The organism is Rossellomorea sp. DUT-2 (genome assembly GCF_052665285.1).
The window spans coordinates 606962-627351 of the sequence record NZ_JBQPEO010000001.1 but is presented as its reverse complement, the minus strand read 5'-3'; the positions used below and the strand labels follow the sequence as shown (position 1 = coordinate 627351).

Sequence of the window (20390 nt, the reverse complement as noted above, 5' to 3'; positions counted from 1 at the left end):
CGGCCCATAAGGAATATGAGTTCACTTATAGGTCAGCCCCTTAGGATTAGAATATGATTAATTATACTTCTAACATTTCTTGTTCTTTATCTTTTGCAATAGCATCAATCTTGACAATGCTTTCATCTGTTGCTTTCTGAACATCATCAGAATATCCACGAAGGTCATCTTCTGTAATGTCCCCGCTTTTCTCTTTCTTCTTAAGATCATCATTTGCATCACGACGAATATTGCGGATCGCCACTTTTGCATCTTCAGCTTCTCTTTTCACAAGCTTCACAAGTTCTTTACGACGTTCTTCCGTCAATGCTGGAACAACGATCCGGATAATGTTCCCGTCACTTGTAGGTGTAATTCCCAAGTCTGATTTCAATATCGCCTTTTCAATATCACCTAAAGCTGATTTATCATAAGGCTGGATGACTAACATACGAGCCTCCGGAATTGAAATACCTGCTAATTGGTTAACAGGTGTGGGTGCACCATAGTAATCAACGGTAATCTTATCAAGTAGAGATGCGTTTGCTCTTCCTGCACGGATGCTTGCTAACTCACGAGAAAATGTTTGAATAGCTTTTGTCATTCTTTCTTTTGCGTTTGTTATGATCGTATTTGGCATTATTCTCTCCCCCTAACGATTGTACCTATATTCTCACCTGTGATGGCTCTCTTAATATTCCCATCCTCCATAATAGAGAATACAATAAGCGGAATATCATTGTCCATACAAAGAGAAGAAGCTGTTGAATCCATTACAGCCAAACCTTCTTTCAGAACATCTAAATAGGAAAGTTCTTCATATTTAACAGCCGTCTCGTCCTTCTTAGGATCTGCTGAATATACACCATCTACGTTGTTCTTAGCCATCAGGATGACCTCTGCTTCGATTTCAGCTGCTCGAAGTGCCGCAGTAGTGTCAGTTGAGAAGTAAGGATTTCCGGTACCTGCTGCAAAAATCACAACACGTTTCTTCTCTAAGTGACGGATGGCTCTGCGTCTGATATATGGCTCTGCCACTTGACGCATATCAATTGAAGTTTGAACTCTGGTTTCGATGCCAATTTGCTCAAGGCTGTCTTGTAGAGCCAAAGAATTCATAACGGTAGCCAGCATCCCCATATAATCAGCAGATGCACGATCCATTCCCATCTCACTACCTATCTTACCACGCCAGATATTACCTCCGCCAACAACAACTGCAACTTCAACATCAAGTTCAGCAATTTCTTTTACTTCTTCTGCTACATTTTTAATGACAGAAGGGTTTATTCCGAAGCCATCATCACCTGCTAATGCTTCTCCACTAAGTTTCAGAACGACACGTTTGTATTTTGGAACGCTCATGGGAACCTCCATAAAAATAGAATTTTTCTTGAAAAATAGGGAACACGCTAAGTGTTCCCTACTAAGAATTGTTTAGCTTTTATTATTTCTTAACTTGACTCATTACCTCTTCAGCAAAGTTGTCTTGACGTTTTTCAAGACCTTCCCCTACTTCGTAACGGATGAAATCAGTTAAAGTAGCTTTATTCGCTTCAAGGTATTGACGTACCTTTTGATCTGGATTCTTAACGAATGTCTGATCCAGGATACAGATATCTTCGAAGTATTTCCCAAGGCGGCCTTCAACCATTTTTTCTACGATGTTTTCAGGCTTTCCTTCATTTAATGCTTGTTGCTTAAGTACTTCACGCTCACGGTCTACTTCTTCAGCAGAAACCTGATCACGGGATACATACTTAGGATTTAATGCTGCAGCATGCATAGCAACATCTTTCGCTACATTAGCATCAGTCGTACCTTCTACTACAGTCAGAACAGCAATACGGCCACCCATGTGTAGGTATTCACCGAATGCAGCGTTATCACCTTTAGTACGGATTTCAAAACGACGCAGAGTGATTTTTTCTCCGATTTTAGCGATAGCGGCATTGATGAATTCACTTACAGTTGAACCATTTGCCATTTTTTGATCTAGAGCATCTTCAACAGAAGCCGGCTTGTTAGCTAGTAAGTGATCAGCTAGTTCTTTAACAAGGCTTTGGAAGTTTTCGTTTTTCGCAACGAAATCAGTTTCTGCATTCACTTCGAAAATGATAGCAGTATTCCCTTCGCTTGCAATGTAAGTAGTACCTTCTGCTGCAATACGATCAGCTTTCTTAGCTGCTTTCGCAATTCCTTTTTCACGTAGGAAGTCAATTGCTTTGTCCATATCTCCGTCAGTTTCTGTTAACGCTTTTTTACAATCCATCATTCCTGCGCCAGTTTTTTCACGAAGTTCTTTAACCATTTGTGCAGTAATTGCCATAGTGGGTTTCCTCCTTAGTTTGACTATGTAGACTTTTATCACCGTTTGGCGAAAGTCATAAAATGTACTGCCTCTATAGTAGAGTACAGTAGATGTGAATACTCTTTAAAAAAAGGTGATAAGGGTAAGCCCTCTTATCACCTTTCATTGATTACTCAGCTGCTACAGCTGCTTCTTCACCTTGCTTAGCTTCTAAAATAGCGTCAGCCATTTTACCTGTAAGAAGCTTAACCGCACGGATTGCATCGTCATTCGCAGGAATGACAACATCGATTTCATCCGGATCACAGTTAGTATCAACGATACCCACGATAGGGATATGAAGTTTACGTGCTTCAGCTACAGCGATACGCTCTTTACGAGGGTCGATGATGAATAATGCATCAGGTAGCGTGTTCATATCTTTGATTCCGCCTAGGAATTTTACTAAGCGTTCATGTTCTTTTTTAAGTTGTACTACTTCTTTCTTCGGAAGTACTTCAAACGTTCCGTCTTCTTCCATCTTCTCGATGTTTTTAAGACGTGTAATACGTTTTTGGATCGTTTCGAAGTTCGTAAGTGTTCCACCTAACCAACGTTGGTTGATGTAGTACATACCAGCACGTTCTGCTTCTTCTTTAACAGATTCTTGTGCTTGTTTTTTTGTTCCAACGAAAAGAACTTTACCGCCGTTACCAGCTAATTCTTTCACGAAGTTATAAGCTTCTTCAACCTTTTTAACTGTTTTTTGAAGGTCGATGATGTAGATGCCGTTACGCTCAGTGAAGATGTATCTCTTCATTTTTGGGTTCCAACGGCGAGTTTGGTGTCCGAAATGTACACCAGCTTCTAGCAATTGTTTCATAGAAATTACTGACATGTGTGTTTCCTCCTAAATGGTTTTTGTTTTCTCCTCCGTTTCCGTCATCTTGTAGTAGAAACTATTCGGTTGAATAGCACCATCCACCTCAATCGAGAAACGTGTGTAATAACACCATGAATACTATAGCATACCTACTCCAACCAATCAAGACATTCCTACATAATTTGACGGAATTTTAGCAGGAGCTCAATTTCCGTTTTCCCTTTTCCGACAGTTTGAGCTATTTCCTCGATGGTCTTCCCTTCTTTTTTAAGTGAGAGAACCTCTTGGATAAGGGGATCGTCGTTGGTTTTTACTGTTGGTTTCACTTCCAACTTTTTTTCGACAGCTCCTCTTTGTGGTGTTGGCGTTTGCTTATAGGCCTTTGAAGCTTGCTTATATCCTGCTCCTGACCATTTGGGATTGGTTTGAAGCGGGGAGCTGTTTCCAATTTCATCATCCGTTTTGTCAGTGATACGTGTTTGACTTTTAGCATGTTGATTAAAAGTCCTAATGAACTCTTCGTTCTCTTCTTTCATTTCTATCAAATAAGTAGAAATGACTTCTTCGAGTTCCATGATCATTTTCTTTTGTTCTTTTTCCATGTTAAGAAAACGATTTTGCCTTGAGTATAAAATGACGATCGCAAGCAAGGAGACGATATTAAGAAGAAAAGATATAAAAAGCAGGAATGTTACCATGTCATCACCTTAACTTAGTTTGATTTTAGTATTTCCTAATTATATAAAAGGACTGCTCCATTATACGTATTTCGTGGGAACAGTCCATCAATATCTATGGTTTGTGCTCATTGACTGCACCGATAATCAATAGCGTTGGTTCAAGAGCCTAATAAATTGCGCAGTTTAAAAATGGCCTTGGAATGTATTTGTGAAATTCGTGAGGTTGACAGTTTCATGACTTCCCCGATTTCCGTCAAAGTTAATTCCTCTTTATAAAATAAGCTTAACACAAGCTGTTCTTTATCAGAAAGCGTCAGAATCGTTTTCTCTAACTCTGTTACCCTTTCACCTTTCAGCACTTCTTCCTCAGGTGTGATCGTCTTATCATCTTTAATAGAATAGCTTTGAGAGTCATGATCTTCATCGGTTAGTTGCTCATCCATGGAAAGGACATTGGCAAAGAAATGTTCATTGGTGGTTTGATATACTTCTTCAGGAGCCATTTCTAATGAGGCTGCCACTTCCTCTGCGGTCACGTGGCGTAATAAAATTTGTTCCAGCTCTACTGTTTTGGCTTCGATTTTCTTCGCCCTGTCTCTTGTTGATCTTGGTAGCCAGTCTTCTTTTCTCAGTCCGTCGAGGATGGCTCCCCGGACTCTGAACGAAGCATATGTATCGAACTTCAGATCTCTTGTTGGATCAAACTTCTGAAGTGCATCCAGTAAACCCATCAACCCAAGACTCTTTATATCTTCTCTCGAGACGTTTCTTGGCAGCCCAACGGAAATTCTCTGAACATGATACGACACAAGGGGCATGTATTTCTTTACTAGCATGTCACCTGCCTGGGTATCACGACTGTTAATCCATTTCTCCCAATATAGTTGTTCATCTGTTCGAGGGGGTTGCTGAGACATATGAATCCTCCTTGCTTACTATTTTCTTCCTTAAAATTTGCATTAAGGTATAGAACTCCATGGTATGAGAAAACGAGTGGATCTTTCCTGTTACTCCTTGAAACTCTTCATTGACTCATAATTCTCTTGTTCCTTCATTTACCGTGCGAACATGAAGGATCCCGGTCGACGTGAAGAATTCGATGGTTCTCCCTTTATTACCACCCAAATCCTCTGCAACAATTGGCACTCGGTGCTTCAAGAGAGCCTCTTTGACCGCTTCAGCATTCCTTGGGCCAATTCTCATCACATCGCTTTTTGATTTGAATTGAAACATTTGTGCACCGCCAGCCATTTTGCACTTAAGTCTTTCAACTTTCGCACCCCGTTTTCCCAGTTGTCGGATGAGTTCATCTATTCCAGTGTCTGCATATTTAGCTAATTTCATGGAAGGCTCTTTCCCTAATGATGAATGAGGGAGCATGACGTGGACCATACCAGCCAATTTGATAAGCTCATCGTATAATACCACCCCAATGCAAGAACCTAATCCCGATGTACGAATTGAACTTCCCTTACTAACGATATTCATATCTGCAATCCCCACCCTTACCACTGTGTTCACTTCAATCATAGCTTCACACCGAGGGATTGGAAGATGATTTCAAATGAATCGGGATCCGGTAAGAGGAAGAAGTGACCTTTGATACTTTCCGATTCCTCAAATTCTTCTTCTTTTAAGGCTGTATCTATGACAATCGCATAATCACTTACCTGAGAAATTTCCAGTAAACCGAAACCGATAATGGCACCAGCCATATCTACAGATAAAGCGGGAACAGAAGGTAACAGCTTAAGTCTCGTAAAGTCGGATAAGGAAGACAAATAAGAACCTGAGAGAATATTCCCCAACTCTTGCATGGCTGATAAACCTAATTCTGAATACGGTGGTTCACTAAAGGAAAACGAGCGATCCTGTATCATTGTTCGAATATAAGTAGAAGCTTGTTCAAGTGGCAATAAAAAAAACATACTTCCCGGTGCATCCCCTTCAATTCTTAAGAACACACTTACGACAACATTATCCGGTCCTCCTGCCATGTCCATCATTTCATCGAATGTAACAACCTGGACACTAGGTACCTTCATGTCAATTTTTTTATCCAGAAGAGTAGAGAGGGCAGTTGCTGCATGCCCCGCTCCAATATTTCCAATTTCTCTCAAAATATCTAAGTGCATTGACGATATTTTCTTCTCATAACCCATTCGTATCTGTTCTCCTTAGATGGATTGCAGTATTTTGTCTAAATGAAGTAGAATCAATAATCGTTTATTTTGCTTTACTACTCCACCAATGTACTCTGCTTCTACTACCCCGACAACCTCCGGTGAAGGTTCAATCGTTTCTCTCTCTACATCCAACACATCATTTGCCGCATCGACGATAAACCCTACTTCTTTATCATCTAAACCAACGATAATCACACGGGTGCTCTCGGTTGGCACAGAAGAGGGTAAATCGAACCGGCTTCTTAAATCGATGATGGGGGTTACGACACCACGTAAATTTATTACACCTTTAACATAGGAAGGCGTTCTAGGCACTCTCGTTATATGCTGTGGCTTCTCAATTGATCTGACCTGATCGACAGGAATGGCATATTCCTTATCCACCAATTGGAATACGATCAACTTTAGGTCTTCCATCGTCTCTGACACTACACTCATTTCCCTTACCTCCTATTTAATCAATGCATTGCAATCAACAATCAGTGCTACCTGCCCATCACCCAATATGGTAGCACCCGAAATGGCAAATACATCATTAAGATAATTCCCTAAAGATTTCAGCACGATTTCCTGTTGACCAATGAATGAATCCACTACTAAACCTGCCATTTTTTCTCCTTTGCGGACAACTACGACAGAATAATACTCTTCATCCTTTGAATCTTTAGGAACTTCGAATACATCCTCCAGGAATAACAAAGGAACCACCTTGCCTCTGAAATCTATCACTCTTTGATTATGTGCATTCATGATCTCTTCTTTTTTGACTATGGCCGTCTCGATAATGGAAGAAAGGGGGATTGCGTATTTCTCAGCTTCAATCTCAACAAGCATCACAGAAATAATCGATAAGGTTAATGGCAATTGAATAGAAAACAATGATCCTTGACCAGCACTGGAGTCGATTGTAATGGCACCACCTAATGACTCGATCGTCGCTTTAACTACATCCAATCCAACACCTCTACCAGAGATGTCTGAGATTTGGTCAGCTGTTGAAAAACCTGACGCCAGGATAAGTTCATAGATTTGTCGATCGGATAAGGTTTGCGCCACTTCTTCTGATACAATTCCTTTTTGAATCGCTTTCTCCATCACTCGCTGTTTATTAATACCTGCACCATCATCTTCAAGTTCAATAAATACATGATTTCCGCTATGATAGGCTTTCAGCTTGACTGTCCCTTGCTCAGGCTTACCATTTTTCGAGCGAATATCAGGCATTTCAATTCCGTGATCCAGGGCATTACGAATTAAGTGGACGAGTGGATCTCCGATTTCATCGATCACCGTCCGATCAAGTTCTGTCTCCGCCCCTATGATTTCTAATTCAATTTTCTTATTTAAATCCCTTGCAAGTTGTCTTACCATGCGGGGAAAGCGGTTAAATACCGTTTCCACAGGAACCATCCGCATAGTGAGGATGATGCTTTGTAAGTCTCCGGAAATCCGCGTCATTCTTTCAACCGTTTCATTTAATTCCGGATTATTTAAATCTTTTGAGATTTGTTCCAATCTGCCTCTATCTATGACAAGTTCTTCAAAAAGGTTCATCAGTACATCCAGTCGCTCAATGTTTACACGTATCGTTTTGCTCGATGGATTCAATTGTTTTGATGTTTTATTTGTTTCTTTAGGTATCATGTCTTCCTGTTCTCTTACAACTGCAACTGGTGACTGTTCCTCCATTGCATTCATTTCTTTATTGTGAATATGATGTGAGGACAGTTCCATTAACGTGACTTCTTCAACCTCAGAGACGTTACGTATACTCTTTTCTATGTCACTTGCATCCTCTTTTGACACAACAGCTATAACAAAGGATTGATCGAACTGTTCTTCTTCCAGCTGATCGACAGTAGGGAAAGACTTAATGACTTCTCCGAGTTTTTCCAGCACTTCGAAAACCATATATACTCTTGCTGCTTTTAACAGACAATCATCCCGCAAGGAAACGGTAATTTCAAAGCATCGGAAACCCTGCTCGTAGGATTGCTGAATAACGGTTTGTTCAAATGCTTCGTACTTCATGGACAATGTATGTATTTCAGGCGCTATGGTTGCGGCAGCTTCATTACTTGCTGATTGTAAACTTTCACCCTTTTCAATTGCTTGGAGGAGGGTGACTACTTCTGTCACGTCCCGTTTCCCATCTCCGCCCTCCGCGATAGAAAACACCATTGCTTCCAGGTCGTCAACGGATTTAAACACTACATCCAATATCTCTGGTGTCACTTTAATTTTTTCATTACGTATAGCATCCAGAACATTCTCCATTTTATGGGTAAGGTTTGCCAAATCTTCGTACCCCATCGTTGCAGACATTCCTTTTAACGTGTGAGCTGAACGAAAAATTTCATTAACAATCGCCAGGTTTTCAGGGTTTTTCTCCAATTCCAGTAATTGCTCATTACAGGTTTGTAGATTTTCCTTACTCTCTTCTATAAAAACTTCTAAATATTGACTCAATTCCATGTGCTCCACACCTCTCTACAACATGTACTTCATAATAGATTGAGAAATATCCTCGATATGTTCCACGCTGTCCACTAAATTTGTAGCGATAGCCGACTTCGGCATTCCAAACACAATACAAGTCTCTTTTGATTCTGCAATGGCCCTCACTTCGCCTGTTTCTTTCAGCTTGATCAATCCCTCAGAGCCATCGGAGCCCATCCCTGTCATTATGACAGCTATTTTTCCATAATTCGGAATCAAGCTTGCGGATTCGAACAATACGTCCACGGAAGGTCTGTGACCATTTCGTGGTGCTTCTTCCTTTGATAATTCAAAGGCTAGATGTGCTCCATGCTCGACCACCTTTGTATGAAAACCACCCGGTGCGATATATGCTGTTCCTTTTTGGAGAATTTCTTCATGCTCCGCTTCCTTCACTTTAATTTCGGATTGACCATCTAACCGATTGGCCAGTGAGTTGGTAAAGCCCGGTGGCATGTGCTGTACCACTACCACTGGTGCATCCAGTTGAGGAGATAATTCTGTCAGCACCTGCTGTAAAGCGCGCGGACCTCCTGTTGATGTTCCTATAAGGACCAATTTCCGTGAATCCCTTGTCCATTTCAGGTCAGAAGGTAACGTTCGTACCGCTCCTTTAGCAGGTTCACTTGAATCTACCGACTCTGTCCTTTTTCGAAAAGCGCTGGTTATTTTCGTCATATTCACCTTGCTTGCCGATATTACTTTTTCAACCATTTCATCTTGAACTTTATGAAGGTCCAATGAAATGGTTCCTGAAGGTTTCGCGATAAAATCAACAGCTCCAAGCTCCATGGCTTTGACGGTTTCCTCCGCCCCCTCTTTGGTTGTAGATGAGAGCATCACAACAGGCAACGGACATTCCCCCATGATTCTCCTTAAGGCTTCTATTCCATTCATCTTTGGCATTTCCACGTCAAGGGTCACGACGTCAGGACGGAGTTTTTTAATTTTTGAGATCGCGTCTTCACCATTTCTAGCAATTCCTATCACTTCTAGCTGTTTGGAGGCTGTTAGAAAATCACCAATAAGTTTTCTCATAAATGCTGAATCATCTACAACTAGAACTTTTTTCATTCAGGAATTTTACCTCCCAAAAAATAAATTTCTCATACTCTTTAAAAAACCTGTCTGATTACTCACTGGTCGAAAAGGTCCCCCGACAATTTGATGTAACATTGTACGAAGACTTAAGGTCATGGCTGAAGCAGGGTATCCGACGACTATGGGTCTTTGATGAATGACCGCCTTCCTGACCGTTGAATCTTCAGGTAAGACCCCTAAAGAAACGATCTCCTTATGAAGGAATTTCCTCACCGTTTCTTGTAATCTCGTAATCGTTTCAAGACCTTCCTTCTTGAATTCCGCCCGATTACATATCAGATAGAACGGTTTCTCTTGATCCCTCATATAAATATATTTCATCATCGAGTAAGCATCTGTAATCGAGGTAGGTTCAGGTGTCGTGACAACAATGATTTCATCCATCGCCAAGAGAAATTCCAACGTTTCTTTCGTAGCTCCTGCACCCATATCAAAAAGAATGTAATCATACTTTTGAACTATATGTTTCATCACTTCAAAGAACCGTTCTATCTGCTTATCCTGCCACTCCACGATATTCTTAAGACCATTCCCCCCACTTATGTAAGAGATACCATGAACATTTTCACATATAATCGTGTCGATATCTAGTTCTTTTTCCTCAATATAATCCATGATTGAGTAAGAATGATGACTTCCTAGTAAAATATGAATATTTCCCATGCCGATATCCAGGTCAACTAATAATACTTTCTTATTTTCTTTACCAAGCAAAACAGAAAGGTTAGTGGAGATATTCGATTTACCAACCCCACCCTTTCCGCTTACTATTGCCATCGTTTTAGCGGGGGAAGAGTCGCCATTGACCATTTTCCGCCTTAGGTTATATGCTTGATCTCTCATATTGAAATCCTTTCATTAGTAAATGACCTATTTCTTCCACATTCACCTCGGTAATATCCTCCGGTACATCCTGACCGATCGTTACATAAGATGCACCTATCTTGACCTCTGTCATCATATTGATCATAGAACCGTAACTGGATGTTTCATCTAATTTCGTGAAAATGAACCGATCAATGTCAATAGAAGAAAACTGTGAAATGATTTCCTCCATATCCCTCTCCTTGCTCGTCAGGGAAAGAACCAGAAACGTCTCCATCTGGTGGTCAAAGTCAATAATTCCCCGCAAATCCTCTACATATTTCTTTTCTCTGAAATTCCTGCCTGCAGTATCAATGAAAACATGGTCGTAGTCCTGGAATTTATCGATTGCTTTTTTAAAGTCTTCTATTTTATAGACAACTTCTACTGGAACATTCAACAGACCTGCATATGTCTTTAGTTGCTCGATCGCTGCAATACGATACGTATCCGTGGTGATGAAAGCTATTTTCATCCGTTTCTCTATGACTGCTTCAGCCGCCATTTTCGCTAGAGTAGTTGTTTTCCCCACACCCGTTGGGCCTATCACGTTAATGTATTTCTTCTTGTAACTCATACCACCCAAAGCGATTCCTTTCAGAAGACCCTCCAGAAAATGTTTGACTTCCTGTCTAGCCCATTCGTTTCGATTGTTCCCTGGAAGAAATCCACTCTTGATTCTCTCTTCTAGATAGTCCCCCAACCGGAAGAGAGTGGTATCACTAATGTCATGATTTTTGAGAAATAGCAAGATTTCTTGAACATCTTCAGCGAATTTCTCGAATTGATTTTTTGATTTAATAGTAGAAATCATTTGTTTTAGTTCTTTTAATTCTGACTCTACCGATTTATTAGGAACTTCGTATTTTTTTTCGGGTGGAGAAGAATGAGCGATTGGTGCAGATTTTGCTTTCATTCTACTCATCTCTATCTTTTCACTTTCAACCTCTGGATCAATGGCAGCAATGACTTCAATCATTTTCTTTTTGAATAACCCCATGAAACCACCCGTATATGCTACTTTAGAGTTTAGTATGACGGCATCATCCCCTAATTCAGCTCTGACCTTTTTCATTGCCTCATTCATGGAAGGTGCTGCATATTTCTTTACTTTCATCCGAGATTCACCACCCCTAAACTTTGTACTTCTACATTTGCTTCTAATTCGTTATATGAAATGATCGGTACTTGTGGAAAATACCTTTCTGTTAATTGTCTTACGTACATTCTCACAGCAGGGGAACACAGAATAATCGGTGACTCCTCCATAAGGGACAACTGTTCCACTTGAGATGCGACTGCCTCCAGGATTCCTTGAGAATCATTTGGATCCATGGATAAATAATTTCCATGTTCCGTTTGTTGAATGGCGTCGGCAATCAATTTTTCAACCTTTCCTGCCATAGTCACAACCTTTAAGGAAGCATCTCCTTGGACATATTGACTGGTAATTTGTCTAGCCAACGATTGCCTGACATATTCAGCTAAAAGATCTGTATCTGAACTCATTTTGGCATAGTCAGCAAGTGTTTCAAAAATAATCGGCAAGTTTCTGATAGACACATTTTCCTTTAACAACTTGGCTAATACTTTTTGTACTTCACCTACTGTTAAAGGATTCGGTGTCACTTCTTCCACTAATATCGGGTAGGATTCCTGCAGGTGATCTATGAGCTGTTTCGTCTCCTGTCTGCCCAGTAGCTCATGAGCATTTGTTTTAATCATTTCGGTTATGTGGGTTGACACCACTGACGGCGGATCCACAACCGTATATCCGAATATTTCTGCCTGCTCTTTCATTTCTTCTGAAATCCATTTAGCCGGAAGACCGAATGATGGCTCGATTGTATCAATTCCCTCAATCGAATCATCCTCCACACCTGGACTCATGGCTAAATAATGATCAAGCAAAAGCTCTCCACGAGCCATCTCATTGCCTTTTATTTTCAAGCGGTATTCATTCGGTTGAAGTTGTATATTGTCCCGGATCCTCACTACAGGTATGACCAGCCCCAGCTCTATCGCTAATTGACGTCGTATCATTACAATCCGGTCAAGGAGATCTCCTCCCTGATTCGTATCGGCAAGGGGAATCAGACCATATCCGAACTCAAATTCAATGGGATCGACATTCAGTAAGTTCACGACGCTCTCCGGACTTTTCATTTCGTCCTGCTCTACTTCTTCTTCCATTTCCATCATGTCAGATTCAGTTTCCTTAGGTGATCGTGAAAGCATGAAGGCTCCTATCCCCATAAGGGCTGCCACTGGAATGGTTAAGATATCATTAATAGGAGTTGCTACACCCAGCATGAAAATCGTGAAGGCAGCTACATACAGCATCGCAGGATAAGCCAGTAGCTGATTCATGATATCCTGTCCAAGATTCCCTTCAGATGCCGCTCTTGTTACCACGATGCCCGTGGCTGTTGAGATCAATAGGGCAGGAATCTGGCTGACGATTCCGTCTCCGACTGTAAGTAAGGAGTAACGGGTTGCCGCTTCGGCGATAGGCAGCCCTTGTTGTGTCATGCCGATAATAATACCGAAGATTAAATTGATCATGACAATGACAATTCCTGCTATGGCATCTCCCTTAACAAACTTAGATGCCCCGTCCATGGCACCATAGAAATCTGCTTCCCGACCTACTTTTTCCCGGCGATTTCTGGCATCATGCTCTGAAATCATCCCGGCATTCAAATCGGCATCTATACTCATCTGCTTACCGGGCATCGCGTCAAGTGTAAATCTTGCCGCAACCTCGGACACACGCTCAGACCCTTTTGTTATGACAATAAATTGGATCACGATGAGGATGATGAATACTACGAGACCGACGAGAATATTTCCTCCTACAACGAATGTTCCAAAGGTTTCCACAACGTCCCCTGCTTCACCTTTACTAAGGATCGATCTCGTTGTGGAAACATTTAGACCTAATCGAAAAAGTGTTAACAATAATAATAGGGAAGGAAATATAGAAAATTGCAATGGTTCATTCATATTCATCGTGGTTAGGAGTACAAGGAGTGCAAGTGAAATATTAACGATGATCAATAAGCTTAATAACCAGGATGGGAACGGGATGATAAGCATGGCAACGATTAATATGACACTGGCTAGTACGGATAAATCTCTTGCTGACATTGTTTCTCTCCTAACTGCTTACATTTGATTTTTTATTCGGTAAACATAAGCTAAAATTTCTGCAACTGCTTTGAAAAACTCTTCCGGAACGGCATCGCCTATTTCAGCCGAGTCATAAAGGGACCGGGCTAAAGGACGATTTTCCACCATCACCACGTCGTTTTCATTGGCGATATATTTAATCTTCTGTGCTAGATAATCAACGCCTTTCGCCACTACATAAGGCGCATCCATTTTATTCTCATCGTATTTAAGTGCAATGGCAAAGTGAGTAGGGTTTGTAATCACCACATCCGCTTCCGGAACTTCCTGCATCATGCGTCTCATGGCCATTTCACGCTGTCTCTGCTTAATTTTGGATTTAATCAGCGGATCACCCTCGATGTTTTTATGTTCATCTTTTAGATCCTGCTTTGACATTCGAATATTTTTTTCAAAATCATATTTCTGATAAAGGAAATCGAATAGTGATAAGAATAGTAGCGCCAGTGAAGCAGCGATTCCCATTTGTACAGTTAAGCTCGCCATCGTCGCTAATGAATCCCCCACTGACTTAAACGATAAGCTTAACACTTGATCAATATTCTTCCAGAGAATGACAAACGTGATCGCACCTACGAAGGAAATTTTCAGAATGGATTTTAATAGTTCAACGATTGCTCTTAAAGAGAAGATACGCTTAAACCCTTTAATGGGATCAATCTTTTCAAGCTTCGGCTCAAGCGGCTTAGTCGTAAACATGACCCCTACTTGAATATAATTCGAAACCAACCCGGCAAGTAAGGCCACTAACATAATCGGACCGAGAAGCAATGCAAGTTCTTTCATAATATCCATGGTTATGACTTGAACTGTATTCTCTGTCAGTTCCATCAGCATGTATTCCTGAAAGGTTTGATTAAAGAGATCGAACACAATATTCCCGATATATGAAGCACTGAACGTAAGGAATAAAAAAACGGCAAGAAGGATGATTGCTGTATTCACATCCTGGCTTTTTGCTGTTTGTCCTTTTTTCCGCGCGTCATCCCTTTTTTTTGGAGTCGCTTTCTCCGTCTTTTCCCCACTGAAAAACTGTAGGTCTAATGATAGCCACTTCAATTTATGTGCCTCCAATAATTTTCATTAAATCTCTCATGGTCACGAACATCATTTCAAAAAGCTGCTGCATGACAGCAAACATCACGCCCATTACAATGAACAGCACGATAAATGCAACGGCAATCTTGATAGGAAACCCTACGACGAAGACGTTTAACTGCGGTACAGTACGAGCCACAATCCCCAAGGCCACATCCACAAGGAACAGCGTTGCGACAACAGGAATCGACATTTGAAAAGCAATGATGAACATCGAGTTAAAAGATTTCATAACATAGTCGATTAATCTCTCATCTCCAAAGGGTATCCATGGGCTATCAATCGGGATCAGCTGATAACTATAAAAAATTCCATCGAGGAGCAGGTGATGACCATCAAGAGCAAGCAATAAAAGAAGCGCAAATGTATATAGATATTGACCCATCAAAGGGCTTTGTGCTCCTGTTTGGGGATCGATCACATTAGCAATGGCAAACCCCATTTGAAAGTCTATAAACCCTCCGGCTATCTGGATGGCCGTCACAATCATATAGGCAACAAAACCGATGAGAAGTCCGATCATGGCTTCTTTCATGATCAACAAAAAATAATGGCCGTTGATTTCAAATGCCGTGGATTCCATCGTATAATACATGACCCAGGAGAGTACCACCGAGAAAGCGATCCGATGTTGTGCAGGTATGTTACGGTATGAAAACAGGGGCATCGTAACAAAAAAAGCCGAAACCCTAACAAACACTAGTAAATAAACCGATAGAATGGGTACAAGCTCTTCCATTCTCTTACCCTACGAACCTTGTTAAATCTGAGAAGATTTGTGAGGTATACGTCACAAGCTTCGTTAACATCCAAGGCCCAAAGAAAACAATCCCGACCAAGACCGCCACGATTTTAGGAATAAATGCAAGAGTTTGTTCCTGTATTTGTGTTGTTGCTTGAAATATACTGACGATCAACCCTACTATAAGGGCCAACAGCAGTAATGGAGCGGAAACGATGAGGGTTACATATATTCCACGCTCCGCGATCGCGATAACAGATTCAGCATTCATTGAAACTCACCTACTTAAAAACTTTGTAAAAGAGATTTTATTACTAAATACCAGCCATCCACTAACACAAACAGTAAAATCTTGAAAGGCAATGAAATCATAACAGGAGGGAGCATCATCATCCCCATGGACATCAAGACACTCGCTACCACCATGTCGATGACTAAGAAAGGAATAAAAATCATAAATCCTATTTGAAAAGCCGTCTTAATTTCACTTAACGCGAATGCCGGTACCAAGGATGTAAGAGGAATGTCTTCCACAGAATCGGGTGGTTCAGCCCCGGAGTATTGTAAGAACAACTCTAAATCCTTTTGTCTTGTGTGCTTACTCATAAATTCTTTAAACGGGATCGAAGCCTTGTCGTAAGCTTCTTCAAGATTAATCTCTTCATTAAAAAGAGGGGTCAATGCTTCATCGTTTACCTCTTGAAAAGTTGGAGCCATGATGAAAAATGTAAGAAATAAAGAAATTCCAATCAATACCTGATTCGGCGGCATTTGTTGTGTGGCAAGAGAAGTCCTGACAAAAGATAGGACAATCATGATCCTGGTAAAAGATGTCATTAAAATCAGAATACTGGGTGCCAGTGAAAGGACGGTAAATAGTAATAGCAGCTTAACACTTGTCGATACATTATCTGCAGAACTACTATTAAAAAACTCCATGAATTCATTCATCGGAATGATTCTCCTCTTTCTTTAGATCCTTGAACATCTTTTTTCTTCCCTTTTTCATTTCCTCCAATTGTGATTTCAACTGTGATTGAAATGAACTTGTATCAGAGGATTGAGAAGGACCTTTTACCTTTGTTAACCAACTGGAAACGGCTGTTTTGGCATCAGGATATTGAGCGTCCTGATAAAAGGATAGTATCTCTTCTTTTTCTTTTTCATCCTGAATCTCTTTCAATAGCTGAATATCTTCTCCTACACCAAGTACCAGTACTTGTTTGCCTACCTTAACAATTTGGACAGAACGATTTCCCCCGAGGGGCGTTCCACCTAAATGATTGATTAATTTCGTTTGTTGAAAGGACCTTCCTTTTTGATTGATAAATTTCAACAAAAAATATATGAGAGCAACTACAAAGATAAGAGCAACGATCATTTTAAAATAATCCAAAAAAGTAACCGAGGTAGCTGCGCCTGAGGTGTCAGCCTCATCATTTTGCTGCTCATTGCATTTCTCTGGATGTTCTATGCAGTCCTTGACATTATTCACTTCTGCAAATGCTGTTACATTCACAGCATTTGCAGTAATGATAAAAACAATAAGACTCACTATAATTTGAATCTTCTTCAATACATGCACCTTCTTACTAATCTGTTAGCCTAGAGCTTTCTGAATGGCTTCGATTACACGATCGGCCTGGAATGGTTTAACGATAAAATCCTTTGCACCCGCTTGTATGGCATCAATCACCATTGCTTGTTGACCCATTGCAGAGCACATAATGATTTTCGCACCGGCGTCAACTGCTTTGATTTCCTTCAGAGCTGCAATACCGTCTTTTTCCGGCATCGTAATATCCATGGTGACAAGGTCTGGTTTCAGTTCCTTGTATTTATCAACAGCTTGACTTCCATCGGCTGCCTCTCCTACTACATCAAACCCATTTTTCGTCAAAATATCTTTAATCATCATTCTCATAAAAGCCGCATCATCTACAATTAGAATTTTATTAGCCATTATCGTCATCCTCCATCATCGTCTAAGTTATTTAAGTTTTTTAATACGATCACTTTGACTTACAATGTCCGTAATTCTGACACCAAAGTTCTCATCTATCACTACTACTTCCCCTTTAGCCATCAATTGACTGTTTACAAGGATATCAACCGGTTCTCCCGCTAATTTATCAAGCTCTATTATGGAACCAGACGATAACTCGAGTATGTCCCTGACTGATCGGTTCGTCCTTCCGAGCTCTACCGTAACCTGCAAGGGAATGTCTAGTAGCATATTCAAATTTTTTGTTTCCTGTTGTCCCAATGTTGTCGGTTCAAAATGACTAAATGTAGCCGGTTGTACATTTACGGTTTCTCCATGCACCCCTTGCCCCCCCAAATGCTGAGGAGACGCGTGCGGATGGGAAACACGGACAGGTTCCTCATACATACCGCTATTCGGCTCTGCTTGTGGAGCAGCAGGAAGTTCCACGGTCGGTGTAACCGTTGCTGCAACTTCGTCAGTAGCTCCACCATTCATTAATTCATCTACCAAACTCTTGGCAAAACTTAAGGGCAAGAGCTGCATGATGCTCGAATCAATGAGATCTCCGATTTTCAATGAGAATGATACTTTTACTAATAGATCTTGATCAGGAAGGTTTTCTTCTCCCTCTCCTTGAGGTATGTACATCAAATCGATGGAAGGTGGTGAAATATCCACTTTCTTACTGAAAACCGTAGACATGGAGGTTGCAGCAGAACCCATCATTTGATTCATTGCCTCTTGAACCGCACTAAGCTGGATTTCCCCCAAATCACTGGATGGGTTCCTTCCATCTCCACCAAGCATCAAGTCAGCGATGATGGATGCATCTGATTGTTTGATCACCAGCAGGTTCACTCCTGAAAATCCTTCAGTATATTGAACTTGAATGGCGACATAAGGATGAGGAAATTCCTCTTCTAAATAATTTTTATCAATGATCATTACTTTAGGGGTCGTTATCTCAACCTTCTGATTGAGCAACGTGGATAAAGCCGTTGCCGAACTCCCAAAGGAGATGTTCCCGATTTCACCTAAAGCATCCTCTTCCATAGAACTAATGTAATCATTGCTATTTATCTCTTTGCGCTCTTCTGTTTCCTCTTCAGGTTCTGCAGAACCACGAAGCAACGCATCAATTTCATCTTGTGATAACATATCATCACTCATCATCGTCGTCTCCCCCCTTCAACGAATCTAAAATTTGAACGGCCAGTTTCTTATTTGACTTCCCTGGCTGAGCTGTAAATTTAGGAATATCACCCACTCTGATCGTTAATGGATCATCGATTCGGGTGTTCATTTCGATTACATCACCAATATCCAGCATAAGGAACTCTTCAATTGAAATATCAGAACGTCCTAATTCAGCCACTATCGGCACTTGGGCTTTCTTGATTCTTCTTTCTAGATGTGCCGTTTCTTCCGGCTTGCTCTCTTTACGTTTGCTTTCCATCCAATAACTTCCTGATAATTTAGGAAGGATCGGCTCCAGTACAACGTGTGGAATGCAGATGTTAATCATTCCACTTGTTTCACCAATCGTTGTGTTTAATGAAATAACCACAACCGTTTCATTTGGTGACACCATTTGAAGAAATTGCGGGTTCACTTCAAATTCCGCAAAAAGTGGATCTACATCAGCCACAGTGCTCCAGGCTTCCCTTAAATTCTCAAACGCCCGTTCAAAGAGCTGACTCATAATTCTCGTTTCAATTTCGGTTAAATTCTCTACTTTATTAACGCTGACTCCCCTTCCACCCATCACCCGATCCATCATCGAATAAGCAATATTCGGGTTGATTTCCATAAGGATCCTTCCATCCAATGGTGGTAATTCATATACGTTTAAGATGGTCATTTTCGGAACGGAACGGATAAATTCTTCGTATGGGATTTGGTCAGCAGAAGCAACATTTATTTGAACATAAGTTCTTAATTGAGCAGAGAAATATGTAGTCAAGATCCGGGCGAAGTTTTCATGTATTCTCGTTAAACTTCGAATTTGATCTTTAGAAAACCGTAAAGCTCTCTTAAAATCATACACTTTCACTTTTTTCTCTTCTTCTTCTTTTTTGAAATCATCTGCACTCATCTCTCCTGTATTGAGAGCTGACAAGAGAGCATCGATTTCACTTTGAGATAAAATTTCACTCGCCACCACTTCACCTCCAAACACTCATAATATCTTTCTTATTGAATCATCATAGAGGTGATATAGACTTTTTCTACCATTCCTTCTTGCATAAGGGAGTTTACCTTGTCTTTAACCTTCGTTTCGATCATTTCTTTTCCTTTTTTCCCTTGCAGTTCTTCTGCTTTCAATTCTGAAAGCTCTTCTATGATGATGTTATTCACTTGAAAATCTCTCTTTTCCAACTCACTTTTTGCTTTTTTACTATCTGTTTGAATCTTAAAGGAAATACGAATGAAATCATTACTCATTAAATTGGTTGTCGTCTCAGGTATGTCCACCGAGTTTTCAATCACTTCTTCTATGGAAGGCTCTTTCGCTTCTTCATCACCTGAAAACTTCAGAATGACAACTAACGCAATCACACCGACAAGTGTAATCGTAACCAACAGGATCATCATGATTGTCAGGGCTTTACTCTTCAACTGATACTCCCTCCCTCATGGGGCATGCTGAGTAAATTTGCTTTTTGAAAGAAAGAAAGTGTAAGGGAGTCAACCTCATCCACTGTTTCTTTCACAACATATCGTCTGCCATTTGTTAATAGAATCGTAGTGTCCGGAAACGCTTCTACTGTTTCTATGTATAAAGCATTCAACGTAAATGACTTTCCATTCAGTCTGGTTAACGTGATCATAAATTTCAGGACTGACATCCATCCCCCAATCTAAGGTAAAATCTGTTAGATGTCAGTC

24 protein-coding genes are annotated in these 20390 nt (G+C 40.6%); all 24 read right to left on the bottom strand.

The window, feature by feature from the left end; genetic code table 11:
* Window positions 1-61: 61 nt before the first annotated feature.
* On the bottom strand, window positions 62-619 hold the full coding sequence (frr, locus tag ACOSV2_RS03235) for a ribosome recycling factor (protein WP_397551687.1): 558 nt from the start codon (window positions 617-619) through the stop codon (window positions 62-64).
* Complete coding sequence (pyrH, locus tag ACOSV2_RS03230) at window positions 619-1344, bottom strand: UMP kinase (protein ID WP_113968196.1); 726 nt, start codon at window positions 1342-1344, stop codon at window positions 619-621. The genes frr and pyrH overlap by 1 nt, the downstream gene beginning before the upstream one ends.
* An 82-nt stretch (window positions 1345-1426) precedes the next feature.
* The gene (tsf, locus tag ACOSV2_RS03225; RefSeq protein ID WP_428973893.1) at window positions 1427-2308 is read right to left on the bottom strand and encodes a translation elongation factor Ts; all 882 of its coding nucleotides are present in this window, start codon (window positions 2306-2308) and stop codon (window positions 1427-1429) included.
* Window positions 2309-2459: 151 nt separating this feature from the next.
* Window positions 2460-3167 carry a 30S ribosomal protein S2 gene (gene rpsB, locus ACOSV2_RS03220; RefSeq protein ID WP_034760179.1) on the bottom strand — a complete coding sequence of 236 codons (708 nt, stop codon included), beginning with the start codon at window positions 3165-3167 and terminating at the stop codon, window positions 2460-2462.
* Window positions 3168-3325: 158 nt separating this feature from the next.
* On the bottom strand, window positions 3326-3850 hold the full coding sequence (locus ACOSV2_RS03215) for a DUF6115 domain-containing protein (protein WP_428973892.1): 525 nt from the start codon (window positions 3848-3850) through the stop codon (window positions 3326-3328).
* A 140-nt stretch (window positions 3851-3990) separates the two neighbouring features.
* Window positions 3991-4749: a FliA/WhiG family RNA polymerase sigma factor gene (locus tag ACOSV2_RS03210; RefSeq protein WP_397551690.1), complete on the bottom strand. Its 759-nt coding sequence runs from the start codon at window positions 4747-4749 to the stop codon at window positions 3991-3993.
* Window positions 4750-4864: 115 nt separating this feature from the next.
* The gene (locus ACOSV2_RS03205; RefSeq protein ID WP_428973891.1) at window positions 4865-5362 is read right to left on the bottom strand and encodes a chemotaxis protein CheD; all 498 of its coding nucleotides are present in this window, start codon (window positions 5360-5362) and stop codon (window positions 4865-4867) included.
* Window positions 5359-5994, bottom strand: coding sequence for a chemotaxis protein CheC (locus tag ACOSV2_RS03200; RefSeq protein WP_428973890.1), 636 nt, complete (start codon window positions 5992-5994; stop codon window positions 5359-5361). The genes ACOSV2_RS03205 and ACOSV2_RS03200 overlap by 4 nt, the downstream gene beginning before the upstream one ends.
* A gap of 15 nt (window positions 5995-6009) precedes the next feature.
* Window positions 6010-6435, bottom strand: a complete 426-nt coding sequence (locus ACOSV2_RS03195) for a chemotaxis protein CheW (protein ID WP_428974274.1) — start codon at window positions 6433-6435, stop codon at window positions 6010-6012.
* Window positions 6436-6468: 33 nt separating this feature from the next.
* Complete coding sequence (locus tag ACOSV2_RS03190; RefSeq protein WP_428973889.1) at window positions 6469-8493, bottom strand: chemotaxis protein CheW; 2025 nt, start codon at window positions 8491-8493, stop codon at window positions 6469-6471.
* 15 nt (window positions 8494-8508) lie between these two features.
* Window positions 8509-9591, bottom strand: coding sequence for a protein-glutamate methylesterase/protein-glutamine glutaminase (locus ACOSV2_RS03185; RefSeq protein WP_428973888.1), 1083 nt, complete (start codon window positions 9589-9591; stop codon window positions 8509-8511).
* Between the two features lie 9 nt (window positions 9592-9600).
* Entirely contained in the window at window positions 9601-10461 is an 861-nt protein-coding gene (locus tag ACOSV2_RS03180) for a MinD/ParA family protein (RefSeq protein WP_428973887.1), read from the bottom strand.
* The gene (flhF, locus tag ACOSV2_RS03175; RefSeq protein ID WP_428973886.1) at window positions 10442-11599 is read right to left on the bottom strand and encodes a flagellar biosynthesis protein FlhF; all 1158 of its coding nucleotides are present in this window, start codon (window positions 11597-11599) and stop codon (window positions 10442-10444) included. The genes ACOSV2_RS03180 and flhF overlap by 20 nt, the downstream gene beginning before the upstream one ends.
* Window positions 11596-13632 carry a flagellar biosynthesis protein FlhA gene (flhA, locus tag ACOSV2_RS03170; protein WP_113968207.1) on the bottom strand — a complete coding sequence of 679 codons (2037 nt, stop codon included), beginning with the start codon at window positions 13630-13632 and terminating at the stop codon, window positions 11596-11598. Before flhA ends, flhF begins: the two co-directional genes overlap by 4 nt.
* A gap of 18 nt (window positions 13633-13650) precedes the next feature.
* Entirely contained in the window at window positions 13651-14733 is a 1083-nt protein-coding gene (flhB, locus tag ACOSV2_RS03165) for a flagellar biosynthesis protein FlhB (protein ID WP_113968208.1), read from the bottom strand.
* A 1-nt stretch (window position 14734) separates the two neighbouring features.
* On the bottom strand, window positions 14735-15511 hold the full coding sequence (fliR, locus tag ACOSV2_RS03160) for a flagellar biosynthetic protein FliR (RefSeq protein ID WP_428973885.1): 777 nt from the start codon (window positions 15509-15511) through the stop codon (window positions 14735-14737).
* A 4-nt stretch (window positions 15512-15515) separates the two neighbouring features.
* Window positions 15516-15785, bottom strand: a complete 270-nt coding sequence (fliQ, locus tag ACOSV2_RS03155; RefSeq protein ID WP_113968210.1) for a flagellar biosynthesis protein FliQ — start codon at window positions 15783-15785, stop codon at window positions 15516-15518.
* Window positions 15786-15799: 14 nt separating this feature from the next.
* On the bottom strand, window positions 15800-16465 hold the full coding sequence (gene fliP / locus ACOSV2_RS03150) for a flagellar type III secretion system pore protein FliP (RefSeq protein WP_428973884.1): 666 nt from the start codon (window positions 16463-16465) through the stop codon (window positions 15800-15802).
* On the bottom strand, window positions 16458-17090 hold the full coding sequence (locus ACOSV2_RS03145) for a flagellar biosynthetic protein FliO (RefSeq protein ID WP_428973883.1): 633 nt from the start codon (window positions 17088-17090) through the stop codon (window positions 16458-16460). Before ACOSV2_RS03145 ends, fliP begins: the two co-directional genes overlap by 8 nt.
* A gap of 24 nt (window positions 17091-17114) precedes the next feature.
* Window positions 17115-17477, bottom strand: coding sequence for a response regulator (locus tag ACOSV2_RS03140; RefSeq protein WP_149155517.1), 363 nt, complete (start codon window positions 17475-17477; stop codon window positions 17115-17117).
* Window positions 17478-17504: 27 nt separating this feature from the next.
* Entirely contained in the window at window positions 17505-18674 is a 1170-nt protein-coding gene (fliY, locus tag ACOSV2_RS03135; protein WP_428973882.1) for a flagellar motor switch phosphatase FliY, read from the bottom strand.
* Window positions 18664-19662: a flagellar motor switch protein FliM gene (gene fliM / locus ACOSV2_RS03130; RefSeq protein WP_428973881.1), complete on the bottom strand. Its 999-nt coding sequence runs from the start codon at window positions 19660-19662 to the stop codon at window positions 18664-18666. Before fliM ends, fliY begins: the two co-directional genes overlap by 11 nt.
* Before the next feature lie 32 nt (window positions 19663-19694).
* Window positions 19695-20120 carry a flagellar basal body-associated protein FliL gene (gene fliL / locus ACOSV2_RS03125; RefSeq protein WP_428973880.1) on the bottom strand — a complete coding sequence of 142 codons (426 nt, stop codon included), beginning with the start codon at window positions 20118-20120 and terminating at the stop codon, window positions 19695-19697.
* Window positions 20117-20332, bottom strand: a complete 216-nt coding sequence (locus ACOSV2_RS03120; RefSeq protein WP_397551794.1) for a flagellar FlbD family protein — start codon at window positions 20330-20332, stop codon at window positions 20117-20119. Before ACOSV2_RS03120 ends, fliL begins: the two co-directional genes overlap by 4 nt.
* Window positions 20333-20390 lie beyond the last annotated feature (58 nt).